The 23,523-nt window shown below is 30.7% G+C and carries 20 protein-coding genes; 7 read left to right on the top strand and 13 right to left on the bottom strand.

All coding sequences use genetic code 11. The features are described from left to right. The first annotated feature begins 4 nt into the window (after positions 1-4). The 6 genes from M3P09_RS11255 (at position 5) to M3P09_RS11230 (ending at position 7,802) form a co-directional block, all read left to right on the top strand. A complete protein-coding gene (locus tag M3P09_RS11255) occupies positions 5-601 on the top strand; it encodes an FMN-binding negative transcriptional regulator (RefSeq protein ID WP_249973204.1) in 597 nt (198 codons plus the stop codon). Between the two features lie 178 nt (positions 602-779). Beyond that, positions 780-2,387 carry a sulfatase family protein gene (locus M3P09_RS11250; protein ID WP_249973203.1) on the top strand — a complete coding sequence of 536 codons (1,608 nt, stop codon included), beginning with the start codon at positions 780-782 and terminating at the stop codon, positions 2,385-2,387. 54 nt (positions 2,388-2,441) lie between these two features. After that, a complete protein-coding gene (locus M3P09_RS11245) occupies positions 2,442-3,947 on the top strand; it encodes a sulfatase-like hydrolase/transferase (protein WP_249973202.1) in 1,506 nt (501 codons plus the stop codon). 119 nt (positions 3,948-4,066) lie between these two features. Continuing rightward, the gene (locus M3P09_RS11240) at positions 4,067-5,626 is read left to right on the top strand and encodes an arylsulfatase (RefSeq protein ID WP_249973201.1); all 1,560 of its coding nucleotides are present in this window, start codon (positions 4,067-4,069) and stop codon (positions 5,624-5,626) included. A gap of 33 nt (positions 5,627-5,659) precedes the next feature. After that, positions 5,660-6,997, top strand: a complete 1,338-nt coding sequence (locus M3P09_RS11235; RefSeq protein ID WP_249973200.1) for a sulfatase-like hydrolase/transferase — start codon at positions 5,660-5,662, stop codon at positions 6,995-6,997. A 163-nt stretch (positions 6,998-7,160) separates the two neighbouring features. Beyond that, the gene (locus M3P09_RS11230) at positions 7,161-7,802 is read left to right on the top strand and encodes a hypothetical protein (RefSeq protein ID WP_249973199.1); all 642 of its coding nucleotides are present in this window, start codon (positions 7,161-7,163) and stop codon (positions 7,800-7,802) included. Positions 7,803-7,949: 147 nt separating this feature from the next. Here M3P09_RS11230 and M3P09_RS11225 read toward each other — a convergent pair whose 3' ends face one another. The 11 genes from M3P09_RS11225 to rsgA form a co-directional block, all read right to left on the bottom strand. Beyond that, a complete protein-coding gene (locus M3P09_RS11225) occupies positions 7,950-8,927 on the bottom strand; it encodes a polyprenyl synthetase family protein (RefSeq protein ID WP_249973198.1) in 978 nt (325 codons plus the stop codon). A gap of 46 nt (positions 8,928-8,973) precedes the next feature. Further along, complete coding sequence (gene rlmN, locus M3P09_RS11220) at positions 8,974-10,014, bottom strand: dual-specificity RNA methyltransferase RlmN (protein ID WP_249973197.1); 1,041 nt, start codon at positions 10,012-10,014, stop codon at positions 8,974-8,976. A 207-nt stretch (positions 10,015-10,221) separates the two neighbouring features. Beyond that, positions 10,222-11,271 (bottom strand): tRNA preQ1(34) S-adenosylmethionine ribosyltransferase-isomerase QueA, encoded by a 1,050-nt coding sequence (gene queA, locus M3P09_RS11215; RefSeq protein WP_099563497.1) that lies wholly within the window; start codon positions 11,269-11,271, stop codon positions 10,222-10,224. A gap of 82 nt (positions 11,272-11,353) precedes the next feature. Next, positions 11,354-12,577 carry a 3-phosphoshikimate 1-carboxyvinyltransferase gene (locus tag M3P09_RS11210; protein WP_249973196.1) on the bottom strand — a complete coding sequence of 408 codons (1,224 nt, stop codon included), beginning with the start codon at positions 12,575-12,577 and terminating at the stop codon, positions 11,354-11,356. Between the two features lie 35 nt (positions 12,578-12,612). Beyond that, on the bottom strand, positions 12,613-12,939 hold the full coding sequence (locus tag M3P09_RS11205; protein ID WP_099563495.1) for a nucleotide pyrophosphohydrolase: 327 nt from the start codon (positions 12,937-12,939) through the stop codon (positions 12,613-12,615). Continuing rightward, complete coding sequence (locus tag M3P09_RS11200) at positions 12,939-14,882, bottom strand: transglutaminase family protein (protein ID WP_249973195.1); 1,944 nt, start codon at positions 14,880-14,882, stop codon at positions 12,939-12,941. The genes M3P09_RS11205 and M3P09_RS11200 overlap by 1 nt, the downstream gene beginning before the upstream one ends. A 5-nt stretch (positions 14,883-14,887) precedes the next feature. Beyond that, entirely contained in the window at positions 14,888-16,795 is a 1,908-nt protein-coding gene (locus M3P09_RS11195) for a DUF3858 domain-containing protein (protein WP_249973194.1), read from the bottom strand. A 77-nt stretch (positions 16,796-16,872) separates the two neighbouring features. Next, complete coding sequence (locus tag M3P09_RS11190) at positions 16,873-17,397, bottom strand: metal-dependent hydrolase (RefSeq protein ID WP_249973193.1); 525 nt, start codon at positions 17,395-17,397, stop codon at positions 16,873-16,875. Continuing rightward, positions 17,398-17,850, bottom strand: a complete 453-nt coding sequence (gene dtd, locus M3P09_RS11185) for a D-aminoacyl-tRNA deacylase (RefSeq protein ID WP_249973192.1) — start codon at positions 17,848-17,850, stop codon at positions 17,398-17,400. A gap of 12 nt (positions 17,851-17,862) precedes the next feature. Next, positions 17,863-19,023 (bottom strand): sialidase family protein, encoded by a 1,161-nt coding sequence (locus tag M3P09_RS11180; protein WP_249973191.1) that lies wholly within the window; start codon positions 19,021-19,023, stop codon positions 17,863-17,865. Positions 19,024-19,064: 41 nt separating this feature from the next. Next, entirely contained in the window at positions 19,065-20,012 is a 948-nt protein-coding gene (rsgA, locus tag M3P09_RS11175) for a ribosome small subunit-dependent GTPase A (RefSeq protein ID WP_099563582.1), read from the bottom strand. A gap of 91 nt (positions 20,013-20,103) precedes the next feature. Between rsgA and M3P09_RS11170 the strand changes: the two genes are divergently transcribed. Next, complete coding sequence (locus tag M3P09_RS11170) at positions 20,104-20,553, top strand: hypothetical protein (protein ID WP_099563489.1); 450 nt, start codon at positions 20,104-20,106, stop codon at positions 20,551-20,553. A 53-nt stretch (positions 20,554-20,606) separates the two neighbouring features. Here M3P09_RS11170 and M3P09_RS11165 read toward each other — a convergent pair whose 3' ends face one another. After that, the gene (locus M3P09_RS11165; RefSeq protein WP_249973190.1) at positions 20,607-22,130 is read right to left on the bottom strand and encodes a DUF6770 family protein; all 1,524 of its coding nucleotides are present in this window, start codon (positions 22,128-22,130) and stop codon (positions 20,607-20,609) included. A gap of 17 nt (positions 22,131-22,147) precedes the next feature. Next, on the bottom strand, positions 22,148-23,512 hold the full coding sequence (locus M3P09_RS11160) for a M48 family metalloprotease (protein ID WP_249973189.1): 1,365 nt from the start codon (positions 23,510-23,512) through the stop codon (positions 22,148-22,150). Positions 23,513-23,523 lie beyond the last annotated feature (11 nt).

Raw genomic sequence — 23,523 nt, 5'->3', positions numbered from 1 at the left:
GCTTATGACTTACCCACCAAAACACCATCAAGGCTCGAACATTAATAACATGATTAAAGTGATTAAAAAGTATCCTTTAGCCACTGTTATTTCGGTAAAAGACAATGAACCTTTAATAACACACTTACCCTTAATTTATCGTGAAACCGACAAAAAATTAATAGGACATATCGACATTTACAATCCGCAAGCCGAATTACTTAAAGACAATAACTCAGTAACTATTATTTTTTCTGGACCTCAATGTTATATTTCTCCAAATGTTTACACAACCACACAATTACCAACTTGGAATTATATAAAAGTGCACTTAAAAGGCTCAGTAATTGAAGTAAATGATGAAAAAAAAGTAAAGCAAAGTTTAGTAGACATGACTGATTTTCTTGAAGCTCCATACCATAAATACAAACTAAAAATGGATAACCCAAGAATGCACGGTTTAATTAATTACATTAAGGGTTTCGAGATTGATATTACATCTTGGGAAGGAAAATTCAAACTTTCTCAAGACAAAAAGAAAAGTGACATGGAAAATGCTAAAGCTGAGCTTTTAAAGAAAAGTAAAGAAAATATAAATACTTTTTTAGACGAGATCTTCTAATTAATAAAACGCAATTCCCTTTTTTTGTAAGTCATTTATACTATTCCCTTACTCACATCAAGTAAAAAAAGTATCAAGAATGGTAGATAATTAAGTAGTTATTACCTGTTTTAATAAATAAATTACAACAATTAAAAGAATCTCTTAGATTATGATTCACTTAATAACTAATTTAATTATGAAAAAAGGCCTTACAATGGGAAAAACAAGTTTAAAAACAGCTTTTAGTATTTTCCTTTTTTTAACCCTCTCTCTATCTTGCAAGCAACCTAAAAATGATTCAGTAGCAGAACAAAAACCAAATATTATTTATGTATTAGCAGACGATTTAGGCTATGGAGATATCTCTAGCTTTAATGAAAAAGGAAAGATTAAAACTCCAAATATCGATCAATTAGCAAATCAGGGTATCAAATTTACTGATGCACATACATCATCTGCTGTTTGTACTCCTACACGATACGGTATTTTAACCGGACGATATAATTGGAGAAGTACACTAAAAAGTAGTGTATTAACGGGGAAGTCTAAAGCATTAATTCCCAATTCCAGAAGTACTGTAGCTTCTATGTTAAAAAAACAAGGATACAATACGGCCTTTATTGGTAAATGGCATTTAGGTTGGGACTGGGCTTTAAAGAATATAGACAGTTTAGGCGGAAGCGGTTGGAATGCAAAAGACTTTGATAATATTGATTTTACTAAACCTATTAAGAATGGTCCAAACGATTTGGGGTTTACTTATGCATACGGGCACTCTGGCTCTTTAGATATGGCGCCTTATGTATATGTTGAAAATGGAAATATTACGGTAGTTCCAGATTCAATTACTGAAAATACAGGTAAATATTCGTGGTGGCGGAAGGGTCCTACATCTAAAGATTTTATACATGATGATGTAACACCTAATTTTTTTAGAAAATCATTTAAGTACATTAACGAGAAAGCAAAAGAAGACAAACCATTTTTTTTATATTTAGCATTGCCGTCGCCTCACACACCTATTTTGCCTACTAAGGAATGGTTGGGTAAAAGCAATTTAAACCCATATGCAGATTTTATGATGATGATAGATGCATATATGGGACAACTTACCGAGACTTTAAAACAAGCTGGTATTGAAGATAATACTCTTATTGTTTTTACAAGTGACAATGGCTGCTCTCCACAAGCAGACTATAACATTTTGAAAGAAAAAAACCATAATCCAAGTTACATATATCGCGGTCATAAAGCTGATATTTTTGAAGGCGGACACCGTGTCCCTTTTATAGTTAAATGGCCAAATAAGATAAAGCAAGGAATTACATCCAAAGAAACAATTTGCACAACCGATTTTATGGCAACTTGTGCCGAAATATCTGGGTACAAGCTTTTAGATAATGAAGCTGAAGACAGCTACAGTTTAATGCCAATACTCAATCAAAAAGAACTTAATAAGCCGTTTAGAGAAGCTACTGTACATCATTCCATTAACGGAAGCTTTGCTATTAGAAAAGATGACTGGAAACTTATTATGTGTGCAGGCTCTGGAGGCTGGAGCTTTCCAAGACCTGGCAATAAAGCTGCTATAGACTCTTTACCAAAATACCAACTTTATAATTTAAAAGATGATCCAAGTGAAACTAATAATTTAATAGCAACAAATTCCAAAAAAGTTAAAGAATTAAAAACTTTGCTTACCAAATATATAGTTGAAGGTAGAAGTACACCTGGGAAATCTCAACAAAATGATTCGATTACATTTGATTGGAAACAAACAAAATTTATAAATACTGATTTATAAACATAATACAGATAATACTCTTTATAAGTAATTATTAAAATAAAAGAGTAAAAAATGAAAAAATCAACTTTAAGAATAGGAACTCTAATTCTAATTATAAGTGCAAGCGCAATTGTGTGGGCTCAAAAAAATAAAACACCCAATATTATTTTCTTCTTTACCGATGATCAAGCTTATGACACACAAAAAGCTTATGGTAATCCAAACACCAAAACACCCAACATGGATAAATTGGTAGATAAGGGTACTGTATTTTATAGACATTATAACACTACAGCTATCTGTATGGCAAGCAGAGCAAATGTTATGACTGGCCAATATGAATACAAAACAGGTTGTAACTTTAATCGAGGAGCTTTAGGAACAAAGCAATGGTCTACCTCCTATCCAATTTTATTGCGACAAGCTGGTTATCGTATGGGTTTTGGTGGAAAATTTGGTTTTGCAATATCAGATGATGGTTCCAAAACTGAAAATAAGGAAGGAGAAATTGCCCGACACGATTTTGATTTTTGGGTTGGTGGCCCTGGTCAAACATCATATGTTACTTCGCAAAATAAAACTTTAGCCAAATACGCCGAAAAGTATCCTCATAGTACACGTGCCTATGGAGCTGCCACCATAGACTTTATTAGGGAATCAACAAACAAAAACAAACCGTTTTGTATGAGTGTTTTTTTTAAGGCACCTCACAGACCTGTTAAACCAGATCCTATATTCGATAATATTTATAAGGATACTGATTTTAGAAAGCTTCCTAATTATGGAAGAAAAGCAGGAGAACATCTGGCTCCACAATCTAGAATGGGGAGGCAATATCCACGATTTTTTCAATGGGGCTATGACAAAGAGGAATCGTATCAAAATGCCTTGCGTAAATACAATCAACTCATTTATGGTGTTGATTATGCCATTGGGATGGTTTTAGAAGAGCTTAAAAGGTTAAAAATAGATAATAATACAGTTATTATCTTATCCTCAGACAATGGTTACTTTAATGGTTCTCATGGATTGGGTTCAAAGGTACTTCCTTATGAAGAAGGTTCTCGTGTTCCGCTTATTATTGTTGATCCTCGTATAAAAAATGATAAAAAAATCAAAAAAACATATGCTTTGTCTGGTAATGTTGATATAGGTGCTACCATATTGGATGTTGCAGGTATTAAAATTCCTTCTGTTTATGATGGTAAAAGCCTTCTTCCAATAATAAATAAACCTAACAAGCAGGTTAGAAAATCCTTACCTATTATTCAAGTTTGGGGACCGAAAGAAACACACTGTCTAACGGTAATGGATGAAGAGTACAAATACATTTATTGGTATTTTCAAAATGAGGATGAAAAAATATTTGCTAGCGAGGAATTGTTCAATATTAAAGACGACCCTTATGAAATGGTAAACCTTGTGGAACAGTCTGATTACAACCTTCAACTAACTAAAATGAGAATATTGTATGATGAGCAATTGAAACATTGGAAAAAAGAGGGTGTGAAACGTAATGGATACGAAAAATATGTAGTACTATTTGACAGAAATATAAAATGGGATCAAAAAAAATAGAAACACATTAGCTAATTCAAATAAACTTATGACGCATCCATAATTAAATCTTGATATCCAAGAAATGATTCAATAGTCACTAACTCTAACCTGTAAAAAAATAACAAAATTTTAACCAAATGAAATCAATATCGCAAATGTATAACATCAATATAATTTCTTATTGTTCACTATTATTCGTTTTGTTGTCTTTGTATTCATGCAAAGATAAATCATCACAACAATTAGTATCACTAAATAAGCCTAATGTAATTATTGTGATGACAGACGATCAAGGCTACGCAGATATCTCCGCACATGGAAGTCCTGATGTATCTACACCTAATATGGACAAACTAAAATCTCAAGGTATTAGCTTAGAAGACTTTCAAGTTAGTCCAACCTGTGCCCCAACAAGGTCGGCAATAATGACAGGAAGACATCCTTTTAAAAATGGAATTACACATACTATTTTGGAAAGAGAACGTATGGCGTTGGGAATAACAACCTTACCACAAGTTTTAAAAAAAGGAGGGTATACTAGTGGTATATTTGGTAAATGGCATTTAGGTGATGAATCAGATTATCAACCAGAAAATCGTGGGTTTGACGAGGTTTTTATTCACGGTGCTGGAGGTATTGGTCAAGCTTATGCTGGTTCCTGTGCCGATGTTCCTGATAATAAATATTTTGACCCTACCATTAAACATAATGGTACGTTTGTCAAAACCAAAGGATACTGTACTGATATTTTTTTCACCCAAGCACTATCATGGTTAAAAAATAAATCTAAAGAAAGCAAACCCTTTTTTGCTTACATAGCAACTAACGCACCACACGGCCCTTTTATAGCGCCAGAAAAATATAAAAAAAAGTTTATTGAACAAGGTTACCCTGAAAAGGCTCAAGGTTTTTATGGTATGATTGAAAATATAGATGATAATTTGGGTAGACTGATGGAAAAACTTGATTTATGGGGAATTGCTGACAACACCATTTTAATATTTATGTCAGATAACGGAAAAACATATGGTGGACAAAACAATGTTCATGGTAGTACTTACAATGCTGGAATGAAAGGATTCAAAGGTAGTGCTCATGAAGGAGGTACAAGGGTCCCTTTTTTTATAAGATGGCCAGATAAATTTAGTTCTGGAAGAAAAGTTGATGCTTTACTAAATCATTACGATATTTTACCAACACTTGCTGATATTGCTGGAATTGACATTTCAGATATACCAGATATAGACGGACAAAGTTTTCTTCCCTATTTAAAAAGTGAATCTCATAAAACTGACGATCGCTATCGGTTTTTCCATGGAGGAAGATGGGCATTAAACCCAAAAAACGCGTCAAATCAAAAAGGAAGTGAACGCTGGGTTGGAACACTAGAAAGCTCTAATCCTGATAACTCTAAATACAAAAACTGCGCAATAAGAAATGAGCGCTATCGCTATATAAATAATAAAGAATTATATGACGTCATTAACGATCCTGGACAAACTCTTGATATCGCTTCAAATAATCCTGAAATTGTTTCTAAAATGAGAACAGCTTATAACAATTGGTGGAGCAACATTAAACCATACTTGGTTAACGAAAATATACCTTTGGCAGAGGAAAAACCTTTTTGGATAGAATATAATAAGCAAAGAGAATTAGATGGGATCAAAGCATGGGTAAAACCTAACTTGGATTAAATTATTAAGAGACTTACATACTTATATCTCAAAATGAAAAAAATAATACTTCTTATTAGCTTTGTTTTTGTACTATCTTGTATTAAAAAAGAGGATGCCACAAATTTGCCCCCTAACATAGTGTTAATCATGGCTGATGATTTGGGCTACGGAGATATTCAACCATATGGTAGTACAACTATCCATACACCAAATTTAGAATTTTTAGCTTCAGAAGGTATTAAGTTCACAGATTTTCATTCTAATGGAGCTGTTTGCAGTCCTACCCGTGCAGCATTAATGACAGGCAAATACCAACAACGCACAGGTGTTGAAGGTGTTATTACCGCAAAAAGCCATAGAGATGTTGGTTTAAATTTAAATGAAATTACTATTGCAGAGGAATTAAAAAAACATGGTTATAATTGTGGGATGTTTGGGAAATGGCATTTAGGATATTCTAAAGAATATAACCCTACATTACAAGGTTTTGATGATTATACTGGATTTGTGAGTGGAAACATTGATTATCATGCTCATATTGACCAAGAAGGTTACCTTGACTGGTGGAAAGGCACTAAAATTGAAAATGAAGAGGGTTATTCAACTGATTTGATAACACAGTATGGAGTAAAATATATCGAAAAAAATAACCCTAAAAATACAGCTAAACCATTTTTTCTTTATTTACCACACGAAGCCCCACATGGCCCCTACCAAAGGCGTATAGATAGTATTTTAAGAACAGTTGGTAAAGCGGGAACAAAACCTATAAGCAAGAATAGTATTCCGTCTGTATACAAAGAAATGGTAGAAGTAATGGATGAAGGGATTGGTAAAATAATTCAGGTACTTAAAGAAACTAAACAATATGAAAATACTATAATTGTTTTCTTATCTGACAATGGCGCTAATCGTTTTGGCAGTAATGGTGTACTTAAGGGACATAAAGGTGGTGTTTATGAAGGAGGCAGTCGTGTTCCTGCTATTTTTAGTTATCCCGATAAAGTAAAAAAAGGAATGATTAATAATCAAATCGTTCTCACTATGGATTTATTGCCTACGTTTTTAGATTTTATTGACCAAAAGCCAAGTTCAACCCACATTGATGGAATTAGTATTAAAGAGAATTTAATACATCAAACTAATCTACCTGAAAGAGATGTTTTTTTTGCTTATGGTAATAATAGCTTTGTTAGAAGTGGAGATTGGAAATTAGTTTATAAAAAGAATAAGAATGGTGATAAAATTGAACTCTACAATTTATCTAATGACTTACAAGAAACGAATGATGTTAGTTTAATTAACCCCGATTTAGTTAAGAAACTCTCAAACAAGCTCCAACTATGGAAAAAAGAGGTTAAAGCGGGAGTGAGATTAGTCTCGAAGTAACAACTTACAATTAATAAATTATTCATCGAGAAATTATTGGAAAAATATAAAGAAGAGTAAAAATTAGCTTACTTGATTTTGTCAGAAAATTTATCTAATTTCGTTTAGCGTCGGATATAAGTCATTAAAACGATGCATATCCGCAAAAAACATTGGCTACAATTTGAGAAAAACTATATTCATATTGACACTTTTGGTTTTCCAGCAAAGTCTTTTCTCTCAAAAAGAAATTGTTGGAAAAGTTGAATTTTATAAATCAGAAGCAACAGAATTTGCATTATTCAGAGATATTAAAGACAAGTACATAAAAAATTTAAATAAACGGATAAGCAAAATTCAATTAATTCAAAAGGACAATACTACCAGAGTTGAAACAGACTCATTTGGAACTTTTAAAGTCAAAGTTTTATTAAAAGATTCGATACGATTTAAAGTAAACGAACATTCCCCAATTTTTAATGGACAGTTTGAATTTGGTTACAATGATATTAAAGACACGCTAAAACTTTGGATTTCGGACAAGAAGTTAGCTATTCATAGAGATTCCATTGATGAGCCTGAATTTTACAAAAAATACAACGAACAAAAGGCAGAATTAAATTTTCGAGACGATAAAAGGGAAATTCTTTTAATCCAATATGACTGGCCTAAAGACAAAATAACTGAAAAAAGAAAAAGAATAAAAAAGACTTATGATATAATCTATGAGTACTTTTTTAATCCAAGCCAAGTTCAAATGAGAATAATGTATCGATATAATAAGGTAATGGGGAAATTAATCGGAATTAAAGAAAACATGTGGTAACAAAATGTAAAAATAATTGCTTGGTTCTATCCTACTAGGAAAATCCTGCGAATTTTTTTCTGTATTGTTCCATTTTCGCTAAGTTAGTTCCTTAACCACGCAACTATCCTTACACAAACCATTAAACGAACCTTTTAAAAGATTAAATTATCTTTTTCTCTCTATAACATAATTCACCATAAGTTTTAGTGAATTTTTATACTCTGAATCTGGGTAAGTTTCCAATAGTTGTAAAGCTTCTGTTTGAAATACTTTCATCTTACTAATAGCATATTCTAAACCGCCATTTACTTTTACAAAAGCAATAACTTCCTTTACACGTTTGGAATCCTTATTATGGTTTTTAATAGAGTTTATCAACCAACGTTTATCTTTTTTACTGGCTTTATTTAGCACATAAATTAAAGGCAATGTCATTTTTTGCTCCTTAATATCAATACCTGTGGGCTTACCAATTTGCGTGTCGCCATAATCAAACAAATCGTCTTTAATTTGAAATGCCATGCCAATAAGTTCTCCAAACTTTCGCATCTTTTCTACATCTTGAGATTCTGGCTTAACGGATGCTGCACCTAAACTACAACAGGCAGCAATAAGTGTTGCTGTTTTTTGACGGATTATCTCGTAATAAATGGCTTCTGTAATATCTAATTTTCTAGCTTTTTCAATCTGCAAAAGTTCGCCTTCGCTCATTTCGCGTACAGCAATCGATATGATTTTAAGTAAATCAAAATCGTTATTATCAATAGAAAGTAATAATCCTTTCGACAATAAATAATCACCTATTAAAACGGCTATTTTATTTTTCCAAAGTGCATTTATTGAAAAGAAACCTCGACGACGATTACTATCGTCAACTACATCATCATGCACCAAAGTAGCTGTATGAATTAGCTCAATAACAGAGGCTCCTCTGTATGTACGTTCGCTTACTTCTCCATTTGACACCATTTTAGCTACCAAAAACACAAACATTGGTCGCATTTGTTTCCCTTTTCGGTTTACTATATAGTGCGTAATTCTGTTTAACAAAGCTACTTTACTAGACATTGACAGCTGGAACTTTTGCTCGAAAAGATCCATCTCATAGGCTATTGGTTGCTTTATTTGTTCTACTATTTTCAAACTATAAATTAAGAAGTATCAAATATAAGTTTTAGTAAATTATATTCTAAGATTTATTTGCTAATTGTCCGCAAGCAGCATCAATATCTTTCCCTCTGCTTCGACGTACATTAACCACTATTCTATTTTTCTCTAAGGTATTGATATAATTTTCTAAAGCCAGATTACTAGCTTGCTGAAAATCACCATCATCAATGGGGTTATATTCTATAATATTAACTTTACAAGGTACATATTTACAAAACTTAACAAAAGCATCAATATCTTTTTGGGCATCATTTATTCCTTTCCAAACTACATATTCGTAACTTATCTTTCTATTGGTTTTTAAATACCAATATTCAAGAGATTCTTTTAAATCTTTTAAAGGAAAGGTTTCATTAAAAGGCATAATGGTAGTTCGAACTTCATCAATGGCCGAATGTAACGATACTGCTAAATTAAATTTAACTTCATCATCTGCCATTTTTTTAATCATTTTTGGTACACCAGATGTTGAAACCGTTATACGTTTTGGAGACATCCCTAAACCTTCTGGCGATGTTATTTTATCGATGGCTTTAATAACATTATTATAATTCATGAGTGGTTCTCCCATTCCCATAAAAACAATATTACTTAACGGGCGGTTATGATATAATCTGCTTTCTTTATCGATAGCAACTACTTGATCGTAAATTTCATCTGGATTTAAATTACGCATGCGTTTTAAACGTGCTGTTGCACAAAACTTACAATCTAAACTACAGCCAACTTGACTTGACACACAAGCTGTTGTTCGAGTTGCGGTTGGAATTAACACCGACTCTACTATTAAACCATCATGTAATCGCACAGCATTTTTTACTGTGCCATCGTTACTGCGTTGCATGGTATCAACCTTTATGTGGTTTATTACAAAATTAGCTTCGAGCATTTGACGTGTTTCTTTTGAAACATTAGTCATATCCTCAAAATTGTGTGCCGATTTTTGCCATAACCATTCGTAAACCTGATTACCTCTAAAAGCCTTATCCCCTTGATTGACAAAGAATTCTCTTAATTGCTCTTTGGTTAAAGCGCGTATGTCTTTTTTCTTGATTTCCATTTGATTGCAAAAATAGTGAAAGGAATTTCGATTGACGAATTACTATTAACGATTTTTAATTGGTGTTAAAATTTTGCATTAGGGATTGAGCGGTCTGTTTAAGCTCTCCCGGTTTTTCTATCGGGAAGCGAGTAGTGAAAGCCCGACCCTTTTGGGAATGCCCAATAAAAAAGCCTCTTAAAAAAGAGGCTTTTTATACTTTTTAAATTAAATGATTAACATGGCATCACCATAACTATAAAACTTGTATTTTTCTTTTACAGCTTCTTCGTAAGCTCGTTTTATAAAATCGTGGCCTGCAAATGCAGAAACCATCATTAACAGTGTAGATTTTGGCGTGTGAAAATTAGTAATCATGCAATTAGCAATGCTAAAATCGTATGGTGGAAATATAAATTTATTAGTCCAACCCTCGAATTCATTTAGTTCTCCGTTTGATGATACTGCACTTTCAATAGCTCTCATTGCAGTTGTACCTACAGCACAAACACGTTTTTTGTTATTTTTTGCTGTATTAACAATGTTTACAGCTTTTTCATTAATACTTAATTCTTCACTATCCATTTTGTGCTTAGAAAGATCTTCTACCTCAACTGGATTAAAGGTTCCTAAACCTACATGAAGTGTTACCTCTGCAAAATCGACACCTTTAATTTCTAAACGTTTTAATAAGTGTCTTGAAAAGTGTAGCCCTGCTGTTGGTGCTGCTACAGCGCCTTCATTTTTTGCAAAAATAGTTTGATAACGATTTTCATCTTCTGGCTCAACATCTCTTTTAATATACTTAGGTAATGGTGTTTCTCCAAGTTCTGTTAATTTTCTGCGGAACTCATTATACGATCCATCATACAAAAAGCGCAGCGTACGCCCTCTTGAAGTGGTATTATCTATAACTTCTGCAACCAAAGTATCATCGTCACCAAAATATAGTTTGTTACCAATTCTAATTTTTCTTGCAGGGTCTACTAAAACATCCCAAAGGCGTTGCTCTTCGTTTAATTCTCTTAATAAAAATACTTCTATTCTAGCTCCAGTTTTTTCTTTATTCCCGTATAATCTCGCAGGAAAAACTTTAGTATTGTTAAGTACTAATACATCTTCTTCATCAAAATAGTCAATTATATCTTTAAACATTTTATGTTCAATGGTTTGTTCTTTTCTGTTTAAAACCATTAAACGAGACTCATCTCTATTTTCTGCTGGATATTCTGCTAATAACTCTTCTGGTAACTCGAAGCCAAAATGTGATAATTTCATCTAAATTATTTTTATTATTATTTTTTGGAAAGTTGCAAATATACAATCTGCAAATAGGGGTTGTCAAGTAAATAGCTAATTATTATTGAGTTATTTTAAATCCTACAGATTTTAAATCATCCCAAAACGTAGGATAAGATTTAGAAACTACCATAGCATCTTCTATAATAATTGGTGTTTTTAAAGCTAAGGGCGCAAAAGCCATAGCCATTCTATGGTCGTGATATGTTGCAATTGAAACCATTTCTTTAATAGAATTTGATGGATGCAAATACAACGAATCGTTTGTTATATCTACTTTACCGCCTAATTTTTCAATCTCTACTTTTAATGCTACTAGTCTATCTGTTTCTTTTATTTTCAAAGTATGCAACCCTGTTAAATCGCAAGCGATTCCTAAAGCAAAACAAGTTACTGCAATGGTTTGAGCAATATCTGGTGCATTAACTAAATTGAAACTTTTTGGTTCTTTATTTTCTGAAACTTTTTTTAAAGTGATTGTATTTTTATAAGAAACTGTTTCAACCCCAAACGCTTTATAAATATCAATTAATGCTGAATCTCCTTGAAGCGAATTCTCTTTATAAGATGATAATGTGATTTCTGTACCTACATCGCTTAATGCCACAATACTAAAATAATAGGATGCTGAAGACCAATCTGATTCTACGGTTAACGTCTTAGGTTTTTGGGTTTTTGTATTGGGTTTTACTGTAATAGTGTTGTTTATAAAAGATGACTCTACGCCTATTTCATCTAGTAAACTCAAAGTCATTTTTATATATGGAATAGAAGTAACTTCTCCTTCAAGCGTTAATTCTAATCCATTTTCAAGCTTTGAAGCTATAAGTAATAATGCAGATATATACTGACTGCTAACATTTGCTTTTAGTGATACTTTATTTTTAATTAGTTTTTTGCCTTTTATTTTTATTGGAGGAAAACCTTCATTTTCAACATAGCTAATATCTGCTCCTAAATCTTGTAAGGCGTTAACCAAAATTTTAATTGGTCGCTCTTTCATTCTTTTAGAGCCTGTTAATACAACTTCTCTACCCTCTAGTACTGCAAAAAAAGCGGTTAAGAATCGCATTGCTGTTCCTGCATGATTAATGTCAACAATATTGGAAGAAGAAGCCAAAGCTTTTGCCATAAGTTGACTGTCATCAGAATTTGAAACATTATCTAAACTTATCTCAGGATATAATGCTTTTAGCAACAACAACCTATTAGATTCGCTTTTAGAACCTGTAATTTGAATTGATGATTGTTTAGCTGTTTTAGATTTTTGAAGAGTAATGTGCATATTCGAATAAATTCTTATTTAAAGAAGATGCAAATTTACTTTAATTTTTCGTTATTATGGTGTCTATCGTGATCACGTTTTGCTTTCTTATCCATTCTTTTATCAAATGCTTTTTGTAAATCTACTCCAGTTTGATTAGCTAAGCATAAAACTACAAATAATACATCTGCTAATTCTTCTCCTAAGTCTTTGTTTTTATCGCTTTCTTTTTCGCTTTGCTCTCCATAACGGCGTGCTATAATACGTGCCACCTCACCAACTTCTTCAGTAAGTTGCGCCATATTAGTAAGTTCGTTAAAATAACGTACACCGTGCTGGTTAATCCAATCGTCTACTATTTTTTGTGCGTTTTTAATACCCATTATATTTTGGTTAAAACTATTTGTTCTTTCCCTTTTATAATCATTTGATTAAAAAATTGCTTTAAAAACAAATAATTGTCTGTCATTATTTTAGCGCTCTTAATTTCAAAAGTAACAACTAATTGAATAGCATTTGCATTTACTCTTGGAATATATTTAAACTCTCCTAAATCATTAGGTACTTTAAGAACTATGGCTTCAGGTTTAGATTCTAAAATATATCCTTCAGGTAATGAAATATTAAACATGTACTTCTTTTTAAATGGATAACCAAAATCTACAGGAAAGTTTCTTTCATCTAATTTAAAAGGGTTTTCTTTTATTCTAAAAAATGAAAATGGTTGAATATAAATTTTATCATTAATTATATCTGCACCTGTTTCTTGATAATAGTCAAAAGATTCTGAAACGAAACCATCATATTTGTCAGTATTTTTTACCTCATAATTAGATATTTCAATATTATCATATTTTTCTTCAAGGTTAACTACAAAACCTTCTTCATCTACATTTTTAAAGGCTTCTCTAAATTCAAATGCACTATGGTTTGAGTGTCTAGACTTCATGGTACCGTTAATTTCACCTTCTTCATTTAAAGTTGCAATTATAGAATACTGAGAAACTGCTTGTGCTGGTTCTTTAATATCTATTCGTTTCCATATTAAATTGTTATTATCTATATAAATTCCTTTCCAATTGTAATCTTTTATAGGCAGTAAGTTTATATCACTAAATTCGTCGCTTGCATCCATGAAATATTTTTTTCCAGAGATTTCAGCATAAGCCAAAACATAGTTTAGTCTATCTACAGTTGGAAAAATAGGTGTCACGTTTTCTTTTGTACTTATAATTACTGGGTTTGCTTTTATACCTGCATCCCTTAACATTGCTACCAGAGTTAGATTTATATCTGCTACATTTCCTTTTTTTTCTTTTAATGCTTTTTTAATACCATAATAAAAAGACTTGCCATCTATCCCATTCCACTTTATATTTTCCTTTACATATTTAAAAATTAGTTTCATTTTTTCAACATCACCTAAAGTTTCTGATATTAGGTTTTCTAATTCCTTTTTAAAAGAATTTGTTTTATCTAATTTATGTTTATAATCGTCTGAGTTTCCAATTGTTTTTGCAACATCACTCCAACTCCTCGCATAACTTCTAGGGTAAGTACCTGGTAGTTCAATCGAGACTAACTCGAACATTACCCCTGCCCTATAGTTTTCAATATTATCAACATAGCTCTCTTCTTTTAGTGCTGGTATATTATTTAGAAAATACTTCGTTAAAACCACATCCATTCCTAGGCGGTTATCTTTCTTTGTTGTTACTTTAGGAAAAAAACTTAGATATCCTTTGTTTGTTCTATTAAACCGATAGCCTTTTGGAGTTCTTAATTCTGCGTCCAGTTTTTTAATTGGTATATCATACTGAAATCTAAATTCGTCGATAGAAAAATAAAAAGGAGAACGTATCGTATATTTATATTCAATTACAGAACCTTCTTTCACATTAGGCATTGTAAATTTTGTTTGATTATAATTATAACTTACTTCGTTTTCAAAAACTTGATCTTTGTCTAATGCTGCTTTGACAACTTTACCATCTTCAATATTATAAGTAAATGCTTTTATCTTTCTTACTGACTCATTAGAACTTCCACTTTTGAATAAGTTTACTTCGTGAGTTGCATAATTAAACCCTTCTTTATTATAAATTTTAATCCGTTCGTGAATTTCTGTTATCAGTTCTATGCTCGAAACTGATGACGACAAATAAGTGTTTTGGTGCTTATAAAGCACTACAGCATTTGCAGACTTATCTTGTGGATAAGACTCTTCTAGCAATTCTTCTTTTGATATCTTCCCAAATTCAATTTCTTGAGATAAAAGAATTTGGAAAGACGTAACAAACAATAAAAGGCAGGTTTTTTTTATCATGATTTTTAGATTTTTTTGAGTACTATTTTTGAGTTATCTGTTTTTGAAATTTTCTTTCTAAAATTTCTGTAGGATTCATATTCAGTATTTGAGTGTTTCCCTTTAAAAATCATCAATTTTCTTTTATATAAAATTTTATTTCCATCTTTTACATATTCAATATGATATTCTCCAAATTTATTTTCTATAAAAGTATTTGTTGGAAGTCCTTCAATTACATATTCCTTTGGTATTGTAATACTAAATCTATCTTCATCAAAATATCCTCTTTGTATTTCTACAGGTAGTTTTCTATTCCTATATCTGTCAGGTATAAATGAGTTTTTGTTAAACATATTAGGTGTAAAAATTAGCCTTTCTCCATTTAAAGAGGCATAATTTTTTGCCTTAATATTAATTTCCTCAATAAACTCAACATTTGTTTTATTATTTTCAAATTTATAATTTAATACTTCTAAATTATTTACATTACTCCAATACTCTTTATAATATTCTATGATGTCTTTATTTGATTCTCTTTCAATATAAAATCTATTATCATATTGAATACCTTTAGTTTTTATCCTGATTTTTGAACTAATACTTCCTTCTATATCTAGGCTAATATTTGCTTCGGTAAATTGATAATTTTCTTTATCTGGATATAATGTTGTTTTTAAAATTTTGCTAGAATCTTGTTTTATAATAAGTACATTCCTATTATCTGTAAAATCACCTATAAAACCAAATGGATGTAGCTGACTAGTACAATCTATCCATATCATTTTATCTTCATTTGGTATTCCTAATATTATATGGTTTCCTTGTTGTAATGACGCGAAGTCATCATCAAGATCGACAATTTCCTTACCCGCCTGTACAATAGTATAATACGATGGTACACTTGCAATTTCTAACAATGATTGAGTATAATTTGTTAATCCTTTACAATCCCCATATTTTAATCGATCAACTTCTATAGCAGGAATGGGTTGAATACCCCCAATACCTACTTGTACACTTATATATCTAGTATTATTCTGTACAAATTCATACACCTTTTTGGCCTTTTCAATAGGGCTTTCTATATCCTTAACCAAATCTATTATATGCTCTTTAGTTTCTGTTGTTACTTGATTTCTACCATCTAGCAATGAGTTTTTTATCCAATTTCCGAACTCTAACCAGTTACGAGCATATCCATCAACACCGTTGAAATGAAATCGTTCTGCTGCAATAGATGCATTTGGAGTAAAGTTTGAGATAATAGGGCTTAAATTTTCTGGTTTCAAAGCTGAAACATTGGTTATTGAATAATTTATGACACTAGCAGTGCTAGATTTTTCAATTTCAAACTCATCAAAGTTTTTTTCATTGACTCTTAAACCTAGGTTTGCATCATCTATTAACGAATAATTATCATTTTCAACACTTAGATAATAGCTATCAATTGGGTTCCATGAAGGTATTGATGCTGTGTTAACAGATTCTACTTTATATGAAAATTTAACTGTATATGGGTATTTTATTGGTGTATATCCCATAAACAACACTCTAGAATCTGAGTATAAAGTTCCTCCATCAACAGCACTATGGTCAATGAAATCCCGCTTCTTTATTTTTTTAATTTCATTTCCGTTTTCATCAAAAATCAATGCTTCTATTGCTTTTACTCTTCTATGTTTATCGTAGCCTACGCCTGCCTGAAGATGACGGTTTCCTTTTTCATTAAATACAGTTACAATTCTATTAAGATTCACAACAATCTCTCTTTGAGACTTAATGCTCACTTGTAAACTATTTAGCCTTACTACTGCATTGGCGTTTTTCCTTAAATCTTCAGGAATCGTTAAACTGGAATATAGGTTATCTTGTGAAAAAATGGTTAGTGTTACGAATAGCATTAAAATACTCGTAATTGGCTTTAATATCATGGTTTATTTTTTAAACAAGATTAAAAGGTGAATTTATAGGAATATAATCTATACTAATATGAGAAAAATCATATTCTCTAAAAATTTTTCTTTACCCTTTTAATTAAAATTCTTACAGCTAATATAAAAAAACATGGGAGAATCACATATTTTATTTCACTAAAAACGACTTGCAAACCCCATTCTGAGAAAAAGTTTTTTATTCCAAGTGGCGACACTATTATTTTTCTAAAAGGAAAGAAAAATCGATTATTATTAAATGGAATTAAAAACCCAACACCCCTACCACCAGATGTCATAGCATCTAATATACCATGAGACAATGTGGATAAAAAAATAACCAGAAACCACATGAGCTTATTTTTTTTACCTATTGTAAACATTAAAATAAGTGCCCATAATACTGCAAAAATTATAGAATGTGTAAAACCTCTATGCCCTAAAGGGTGTGTATATGGAATCCCAAATTTAAAACCTATAACATCAAAATCTGGTAATATGGTTGATAAAATAGCAATCAATAATAGCAATCTACTATTCTTTTGATCTATAAGCTTTGAAATTGTAAGGCCAACTGCACTATGCCCAAAAATTGATGCCAATTATTCTTTATTTTTAGAATCGATTATAATAGTTACTGGCCCATCATTAATTAGTTCTACTTTCATATCAGCACCAAACTCGCCTGTTTGAATTGGCCTACCTAAATTTAATTCTAACTGGTTTACAAAAGTTTTATATAACGGAATTGCAGTATCTGGTTTTGCAGCTTTAATATAACTTGGTCTGTTGCCTTTTTTTGTTAAGGCATGTAAAGTAAATTGGCTAACAACAATAACATCGCCGTTTACATCAATAACCGATTTATTCATTACTCCATTTTCGTCTCCAAAAACACGAAGGTTTGTTACTTTATTAATTAACCATTTAATATCATCATTAGAATCTTCGCTTACAATTCCTAAAAACACTAATAGTCCATTTTTGATGGATGCCACTTTTCTATTTTGTATAGAAACACTAGCTTTTGTAACTCTTTGTATAACTACTTTCATTATAAATAAGCCTTAATTAAAAATAAGGTTTTTAGGAATAATTTTGTAATGAATACCTTCATAGGCATTTTCAATACCCCCTTCATATAAAACTAAAATATTTCCATTCTTTAATTCTGTAAGGTCTGAATAAGCAGAATGCGATTTATATATAGGAATTTTTTTGCCCCAACTTAAACCATCATCATTGCTTATTGAAAGCGTCATATTTACTCTTGCCATTGAATCTGCTGGATTTGTAAATAGTAAAGCGTTCTTTTTACTATTTTGAACAGATAATAACGCGCCTTGACACCTAGGCTCTGGTAATTGGGTATCAAATTTTTGATTAATCCATGTATCACCTCCATTTTCACTAATCGCTATTTGTCTAGATTTAACAGCATCTCTATTATAATTGCGCATATTAAGCAGTAAGTCTCCATTTGTTAACTCTGCTATTGTGCATTCATTTACTTGATTAACAGGAGTACTTCCCCCTAGCTTCCATGAAACACCATGATCATCTGAATAAAAAACGTGTGAATAGTATTTCTTGGTCTCTTTTTCAATATGGTCGCACGGAATTATCAACCTTCCTTTATAATTTCCTTTTTTTAATTGAATTCCGTGTACAGGTCCAGTTGCATACCATGACCAATTGGGCTTTTTAGTACTAGCAGTAATATTTTTTGGCTCTGACCATGTTTCTCCATGATCAGTTGATACTAAATGATATACTAATCTGCCATCAATACTTGTCCCGTTAATAATTTCTGATTCATGATCTTCTCCGTTATTCCAAGTAACTAGCAAATGAACAGTACCTGTTTCAACATCTACTACCGGTGATGGGTTTCCACAAACATTAGCTTTATCGTTCCAAATTATTTTAACATTGCTCCATGTAATACCATTATCCATAGATTTTTTCATAACCAAATCTATATCTCCTGTATCAGAGCAGCTAGATTTTCGAGCTTCACTAAAAGCTAAAATAGCTCCGTTATTAGCAGTAACAATCGCTGGTATTCTATAACAAGCATAGCCATCTTCCCCTTGCTTAAATAAGGTATTTAGTTTGAAAATATCTTTAGTTTTTTCAAGAACTTTATTTTCTGGATTATCAGTCTTTCTATTCAAACAGCTTACAGTCAATAATGAAGCAATAAGAGATACAAAAAAATATTTCATATATTATAAATTATTTTAATTGTTTGGTAAACAATTAACTATTACTTTTCCCAATTATCAGTTCTATAATGCTCATCTTCACCTTCAATAATTTGCAAATAGCTTCTGTAACGCGAAAACGCTATCTCATCACTATCTAAGGCTTTTTTTATTGCACACTTTGGTTCTTTGGTATGCAAACAATTATTGAATTTGCAATCTTGTTTTAATTTAAATATTTCGGGAAAATAATCGCCTACTTCTTCTTTATCCATATCCACAACTCCGAAGCCTTTTATTCCTGGAGTATCGATAATTTTAGCATCAAAACTTAGATCGAACATTTCTGCAAATGTAGTAGTATGCTGCCCTTGCATATGTTGGGTTGAAATTTCTTTGGTTTTAATATTTAACGAAGGCTCGATAGCATTTACAAGTGTAGATTTACCAACTCCAGAATGTCCAGAAAACATACTTACTTTACCACGCATTAAAGATTTTACTTTATCTACATTCTTTCCTGTTACAGCTGAAACCCCTATACATTCATAGCCAATTTTTCTATACACATGCGCTAAATATTTAACCTCATTTAATGTATCCTCGTCATAAGTATCAATCTTATTAAACAACAATATGGTTTTTATGGAATATGCTTCAGCTGTTACTAAAAATCTATCAATAAAACTGGTTAGTGTTGGTGGGTTATTAATAGTAATCATTAAAAAGACTAGATCAATATTTGCCGAAATAATATGTGTTTGCTTAGAGAGGTTTACCGATTTTCTAACAATATAATTAAATCTATCTTTAATATTATGAATAATCCCTGATTCCTGATCATTATCTGTCTCTAATTCAAAATCTACAATATCACCCACAGCAATGGGGTTGGTGCTTTTAATTCCTTTTATACGAAACTTCCCTTTTATACGGCATTTGTACATTTCACCCAATTCGGTTTTAACTGAGTACCAACTACCTGTAGATTTATAAACGCGTCCTGTCATAACTTTTTCAAAAGTAAAACTAAAAAATATTTTTTTTGGCATAGATATTGGTTAATCTTGTCATTATTAATTTTAATCAAAAATCAACAACATGAAAAAATTATTTATTGTTTTGGCTATTAGCCTTTTCGCATTTATGGATGCAACGGCTCAAGTAGAGTACAAAGTTATTACTAGTGTAGAATCTATTGTTCCTAATGGTTTAGGGCGTTCTAGACTTATTAGTGCTAACGAACAAAAAGACTACAAAGAATACACAACAACGCAAACTGAAGAGGATAAAACACGTAACAAATCTAAACGTGGGGACATAAGAGTTAAAGGTTTTGACGAAACTAAATTATTAAACTTTTATAACCTTGGAGGTATTCGTTTTCAAAATATAGCTGCAAATGATGCGATAATTACTTCTAAAATTAACACAATGATAGAAGAGGGATGGGAGCTAGCTTTTGTTACTAGTGCTGTAGAAAGTGAAGGAGGAAAAGGAGATGGTAAAGGTATTTTTATAACACGTTACCTTTTCAAAAGAAATAAATAACGGAATGTTTACTTATAAAAAAAGGCCTCACAATTGTGAGGCCTTTTTTTATCTTATTGAATATTTAGCTTTTCTAAGTGTAAATCTAAGGTTTTTTCTTTTTTATTATATTCCATAAGCATAACATGCCCAAGCTTTCCTTGCAAAACTCTAAATTTGATTTTACCACTATCCTTTTGAAGATAAATCTTATCTTCAGAAAATTTGCCCTTATTGTATATTATTGTTTTAAAAGCCAATTTGTTTTTTTCTCCTTTTAATCTTTCATAATCAATGAAATTTGCATAAAAACGATCTCTATCTGTATCAATTTGTGTAAATACATAATCGAAAGACCCAGAGGCTTTTGCAATTAAAGCTTGCATTTGCGGGCCTCCAAAACCTAATCCTGAAAATACAGATTTTCCTTTTTCAAACTCTTTAATACCTTTAATATTAAAACTTTTATCAAATTCAAAAATAACAGTGTTGCCGATAGTGAAATTTGCTCCACCGTTAGCTCCTCTACTCAATACTCCTAAGGCAACACTTCCTACACTTATGGTTTTTTTATATTTCTCCCCTATAAAATAATATGAGCCATTCTGAGTACGAACTATATTATGAAAATATATATAACCCCTTTTATCTTCATCTTTTTTAGGCATCAAGTTATCAATTTCGTTTTTCCAGCCTATTTTACTATCAGATATTATTTTTCCATCTAAACTATTTATTTGTGCAAAAAGGCCCAAACTTTCATCTTTATAGATGTTATCTCCATTTTTAAAATATTCTCCTAACAAAACAACTTCTTTATTATCTGTTAAAAATGCATTACTTATTAATCTAGGGTTATTTTCTCTTTCAAACTCTCTTTCAAACAATAATTTACCTGTTTTAATGTCAATTACTAAAACTTTAAATGTAATAGTCTTACTAAGCATTGATTTTTTAGATCCTTCAATAGCTACAACTACTTTTTCATTAACTTCAATAGGGTTGATGGTCATTATCTTCTTAATATCTTCTGGAGAATTATAATCCCAAGAAGCCCCTCCATCTGTAGATACGTACTTTAAACCATAACCTAATTTTTTATTATCTTTTATATAGTTAAACAAAAACCCTTTATTATCAACAGGAAGTAGTGTATTGAAATTCCCTGTTTTACGCATATGAAGCAACCATTCTATTTCTTTTTTATCTACATCGATTGAAACACTTTCTCCTTGATTACCTTCTCTATCAAACATTACAAGTTTATAATATTCTTCTCTAGAATTAGCCATCGCAAACATTAAAGCTTGATTATTAAACTTACCTTGTAGCAAAAATGTATTTTTATTGTCTATATATGACTTTGTTGCGATATCATTTAAATTATTGTCTAGTATTTTAATGGCGTACTCTCGCTTTCCTTTTTTAAGCTTATCTACTTGATAATATAAATAATAACCATCAACGTCATTATTTTTATCCATCATTGCTCCTAAATTTTTAATTTTAAAAGAAGTAATTTCATTAAGCGATTTTTGTTGAGCATTAACGGATAAACTAAGTAAGCACAAGTAAATTAAAGTTAAAAATTTTTTCATTTTTTTGTTGTTGAAGATTAATTATTAATTGATTTGAAAAATTCTATTATTTCGTTAAGATTAGGGTAATTTATTTTTTTAGATTCAATTAAATCACAGAATGCTAATCCCATTTTTTTTACTTCATTAAGCTCTAAATTATGTAAAAAGAGTCTAATTTTATTTAATTGTTTTTCATCGGAAAAACTATTTTTTAATGGCACATGTTTCCCTAATTCGTGATTTTTTTTAGCTTGGTATATACATTGTAAAGCCTCGATCATTTTTGTATAATAATAGTCTTCATCTATTTTTTTATTATTATACTTTTCAATTAATTGGTAAATGGTCACATCAAATAATTTTAAATCTAATGTAAACTGTATACTTTGCAAATGAGATATCTGTTTTATATCGAAAAACAAATCTTTAGATTTTTTAAAATCAACCTCTTTTCTTTCTATATTAAAACTCTTAATTAATTTTTCAACTCTAAATTCTATTTCTGGATGTGTTTTTAAGGTATCGGAAAGCAAACTAAATTCATTTATTTCTTTATTTGTGTCAAAAAGTGATGTAGTTTCTTTTAACCAATAAGGCTGGAACGGGTAATTTTTAAAATTAAAAACACTATCTAACTTAACATCATGATGTAAAATCATTTCGTCAACTTTTTTCAATTTTTCTAAAGAAGAAAGGGCTCTAAATTTTTCATATTTAGTTTTAGAAAACAAAATAAAACCTAAAGAATCTGCTTCTGCTTCAACTTCTTTAGAATAATCAAGCATATCTATGTTTAATTCATCAATTACAGAAAGAGCAGCTCTTGTTTGACCATACTTATTTTTTTTAATGTCTCTTACCTTCTTCTTTGTTTGCTTTGAATTTATTAAGGCAATACTTTTTGAAACATTCTTTAATGAATGATTTAATAATTTATGTGCAATTTCATGACAAATAACAAATGTTAATTCATCTTCTGATTCTAACTTAGTGAATAAGCCTAAATTGATCTCAAACATACCATCTCCATAACAAGCCGCATTTGGAACAATTGAGTTTTTTATAAAAAAATAAAAATCTTTTGAATCAATATCAGGATTAGATTTATATATGTGTTGAAGTATTAAACCTAAATTTTTATTTATTTCAGGATTAAAAACATAAGTGCTATCTTCAATGGACTCTAAAACTTTTTCGTCTCTATTTTTATAAACTTTTTTGATTTTCGATGAAAATTCTCCGTTTATTTTTTTAATGTGTTTTGAGTTAATTTGCTTTAAATAAGTTTTTAAAGAATCAAGATTATTAGGAATATATTGGGTTAAAACCTCTTGCCCATTAATAAAATTAATAGAGCAAAGAAAAATAAAAACTGAGAGTTTCTTACAACTTATTTTCATTGGGTTAAAAA

Origin of the sequence: Jejuia spongiicola (assembly GCF_023502325.1) — a bacterium.
Lineage (GTDB): Bacteria > Bacteroidota > Bacteroidia > Flavobacteriales > Flavobacteriaceae > Wocania_A > Wocania_A spongiicola.
Note: the sequence above shows the minus strand (reverse complement) of the source record. Positions and strands in the feature narration are given on the sequence as shown.

What these genes read in the sequence shown, in the direction of transcription:
- M3P09_RS11255 (WP_249973204.1), top strand. Translation starts at nt 5, where the DNA reads ATGACTTACCCACCAAAACACCATCAAGGCTCGAACATTAATAACATG.
- M3P09_RS11250 (WP_249973203.1), top strand. Translation starts at nt 780, where the DNA reads ATGAAAAAAGGCCTTACAATGGGAAAAACAAGTTTAAAAACAGCTTTT.
- M3P09_RS11245 (WP_249973202.1), top strand. Translation starts at nt 2,442, where the DNA reads ATGAAAAAATCAACTTTAAGAATAGGAACTCTAATTCTAATTATAAGT.
- M3P09_RS11240 (WP_249973201.1), top strand. Translation starts at nt 4,067, where the DNA reads ATGAAATCAATATCGCAAATGTATAACATCAATATAATTTCTTATTGT.
- M3P09_RS11235 (WP_249973200.1), top strand. Translation starts at nt 5,660, where the DNA reads ATGAAAAAAATAATACTTCTTATTAGCTTTGTTTTTGTACTATCTTGT.
- rlmN (WP_249973197.1), bottom strand. Translation starts at nt 10,014, where the DNA reads ATGGAAATCAAGAAAAAAGACATACGCGCTTTAACCAAAGAGCAATTA.
- queA (WP_099563497.1), bottom strand. Translation starts at nt 11,271, where the DNA reads ATGAAATTATCACATTTTGGCTTCGAGTTACCAGAAGAGTTATTAGCA.
- M3P09_RS11210 (WP_249973196.1), bottom strand. Translation starts at nt 12,577, where the DNA reads ATGCACATTACTCTTCAAAAATCTAAAACAGCTAAACAATCATCAATT.
- M3P09_RS11205 (WP_099563495.1), bottom strand. Translation starts at nt 12,939, where the DNA reads ATGGGTATTAAAAACGCACAAAAAATAGTAGACGATTGGATTAACCAG.
- M3P09_RS11200 (WP_249973195.1), bottom strand. Translation starts at nt 14,882, where the DNA reads ATGATAAAAAAAACCTGCCTTTTATTGTTTGTTACGTCTTTCCAAATT.
- M3P09_RS11195 (WP_249973194.1), bottom strand. Translation starts at nt 16,795, where the DNA reads ATGATATTAAAGCCAATTACGAGTATTTTAATGCTATTCGTAACACTA.
- dtd (WP_249973192.1), bottom strand. Translation starts at nt 17,850, where the DNA reads ATGAAAGTAGTTATACAAAGAGTTACAAAAGCTAGTGTTTCTATACAA.
- M3P09_RS11180 (WP_249973191.1), bottom strand. Translation starts at nt 19,023, where the DNA reads ATGAAATATTTTTTTGTATCTCTTATTGCTTCATTATTGACTGTAAGC.
- rsgA (WP_099563582.1), bottom strand. Translation starts at nt 20,012, where the DNA reads ATGACAGGACGCGTTTATAAATCTACAGGTAGTTGGTACTCAGTTAAA.
- M3P09_RS11170 (WP_099563489.1), top strand. Translation starts at nt 20,104, where the DNA reads ATGAAAAAATTATTTATTGTTTTGGCTATTAGCCTTTTCGCATTTATG.
- M3P09_RS11165 (WP_249973190.1), bottom strand. Translation starts at nt 22,130, where the DNA reads ATGAAAAAATTTTTAACTTTAATTTACTTGTGCTTACTTAGTTTATCC.
- M3P09_RS11160 (WP_249973189.1), bottom strand. Translation starts at nt 23,512, where the DNA reads ATGAAAATAAGTTGTAAGAAACTCTCAGTTTTTATTTTTCTTTGCTCT.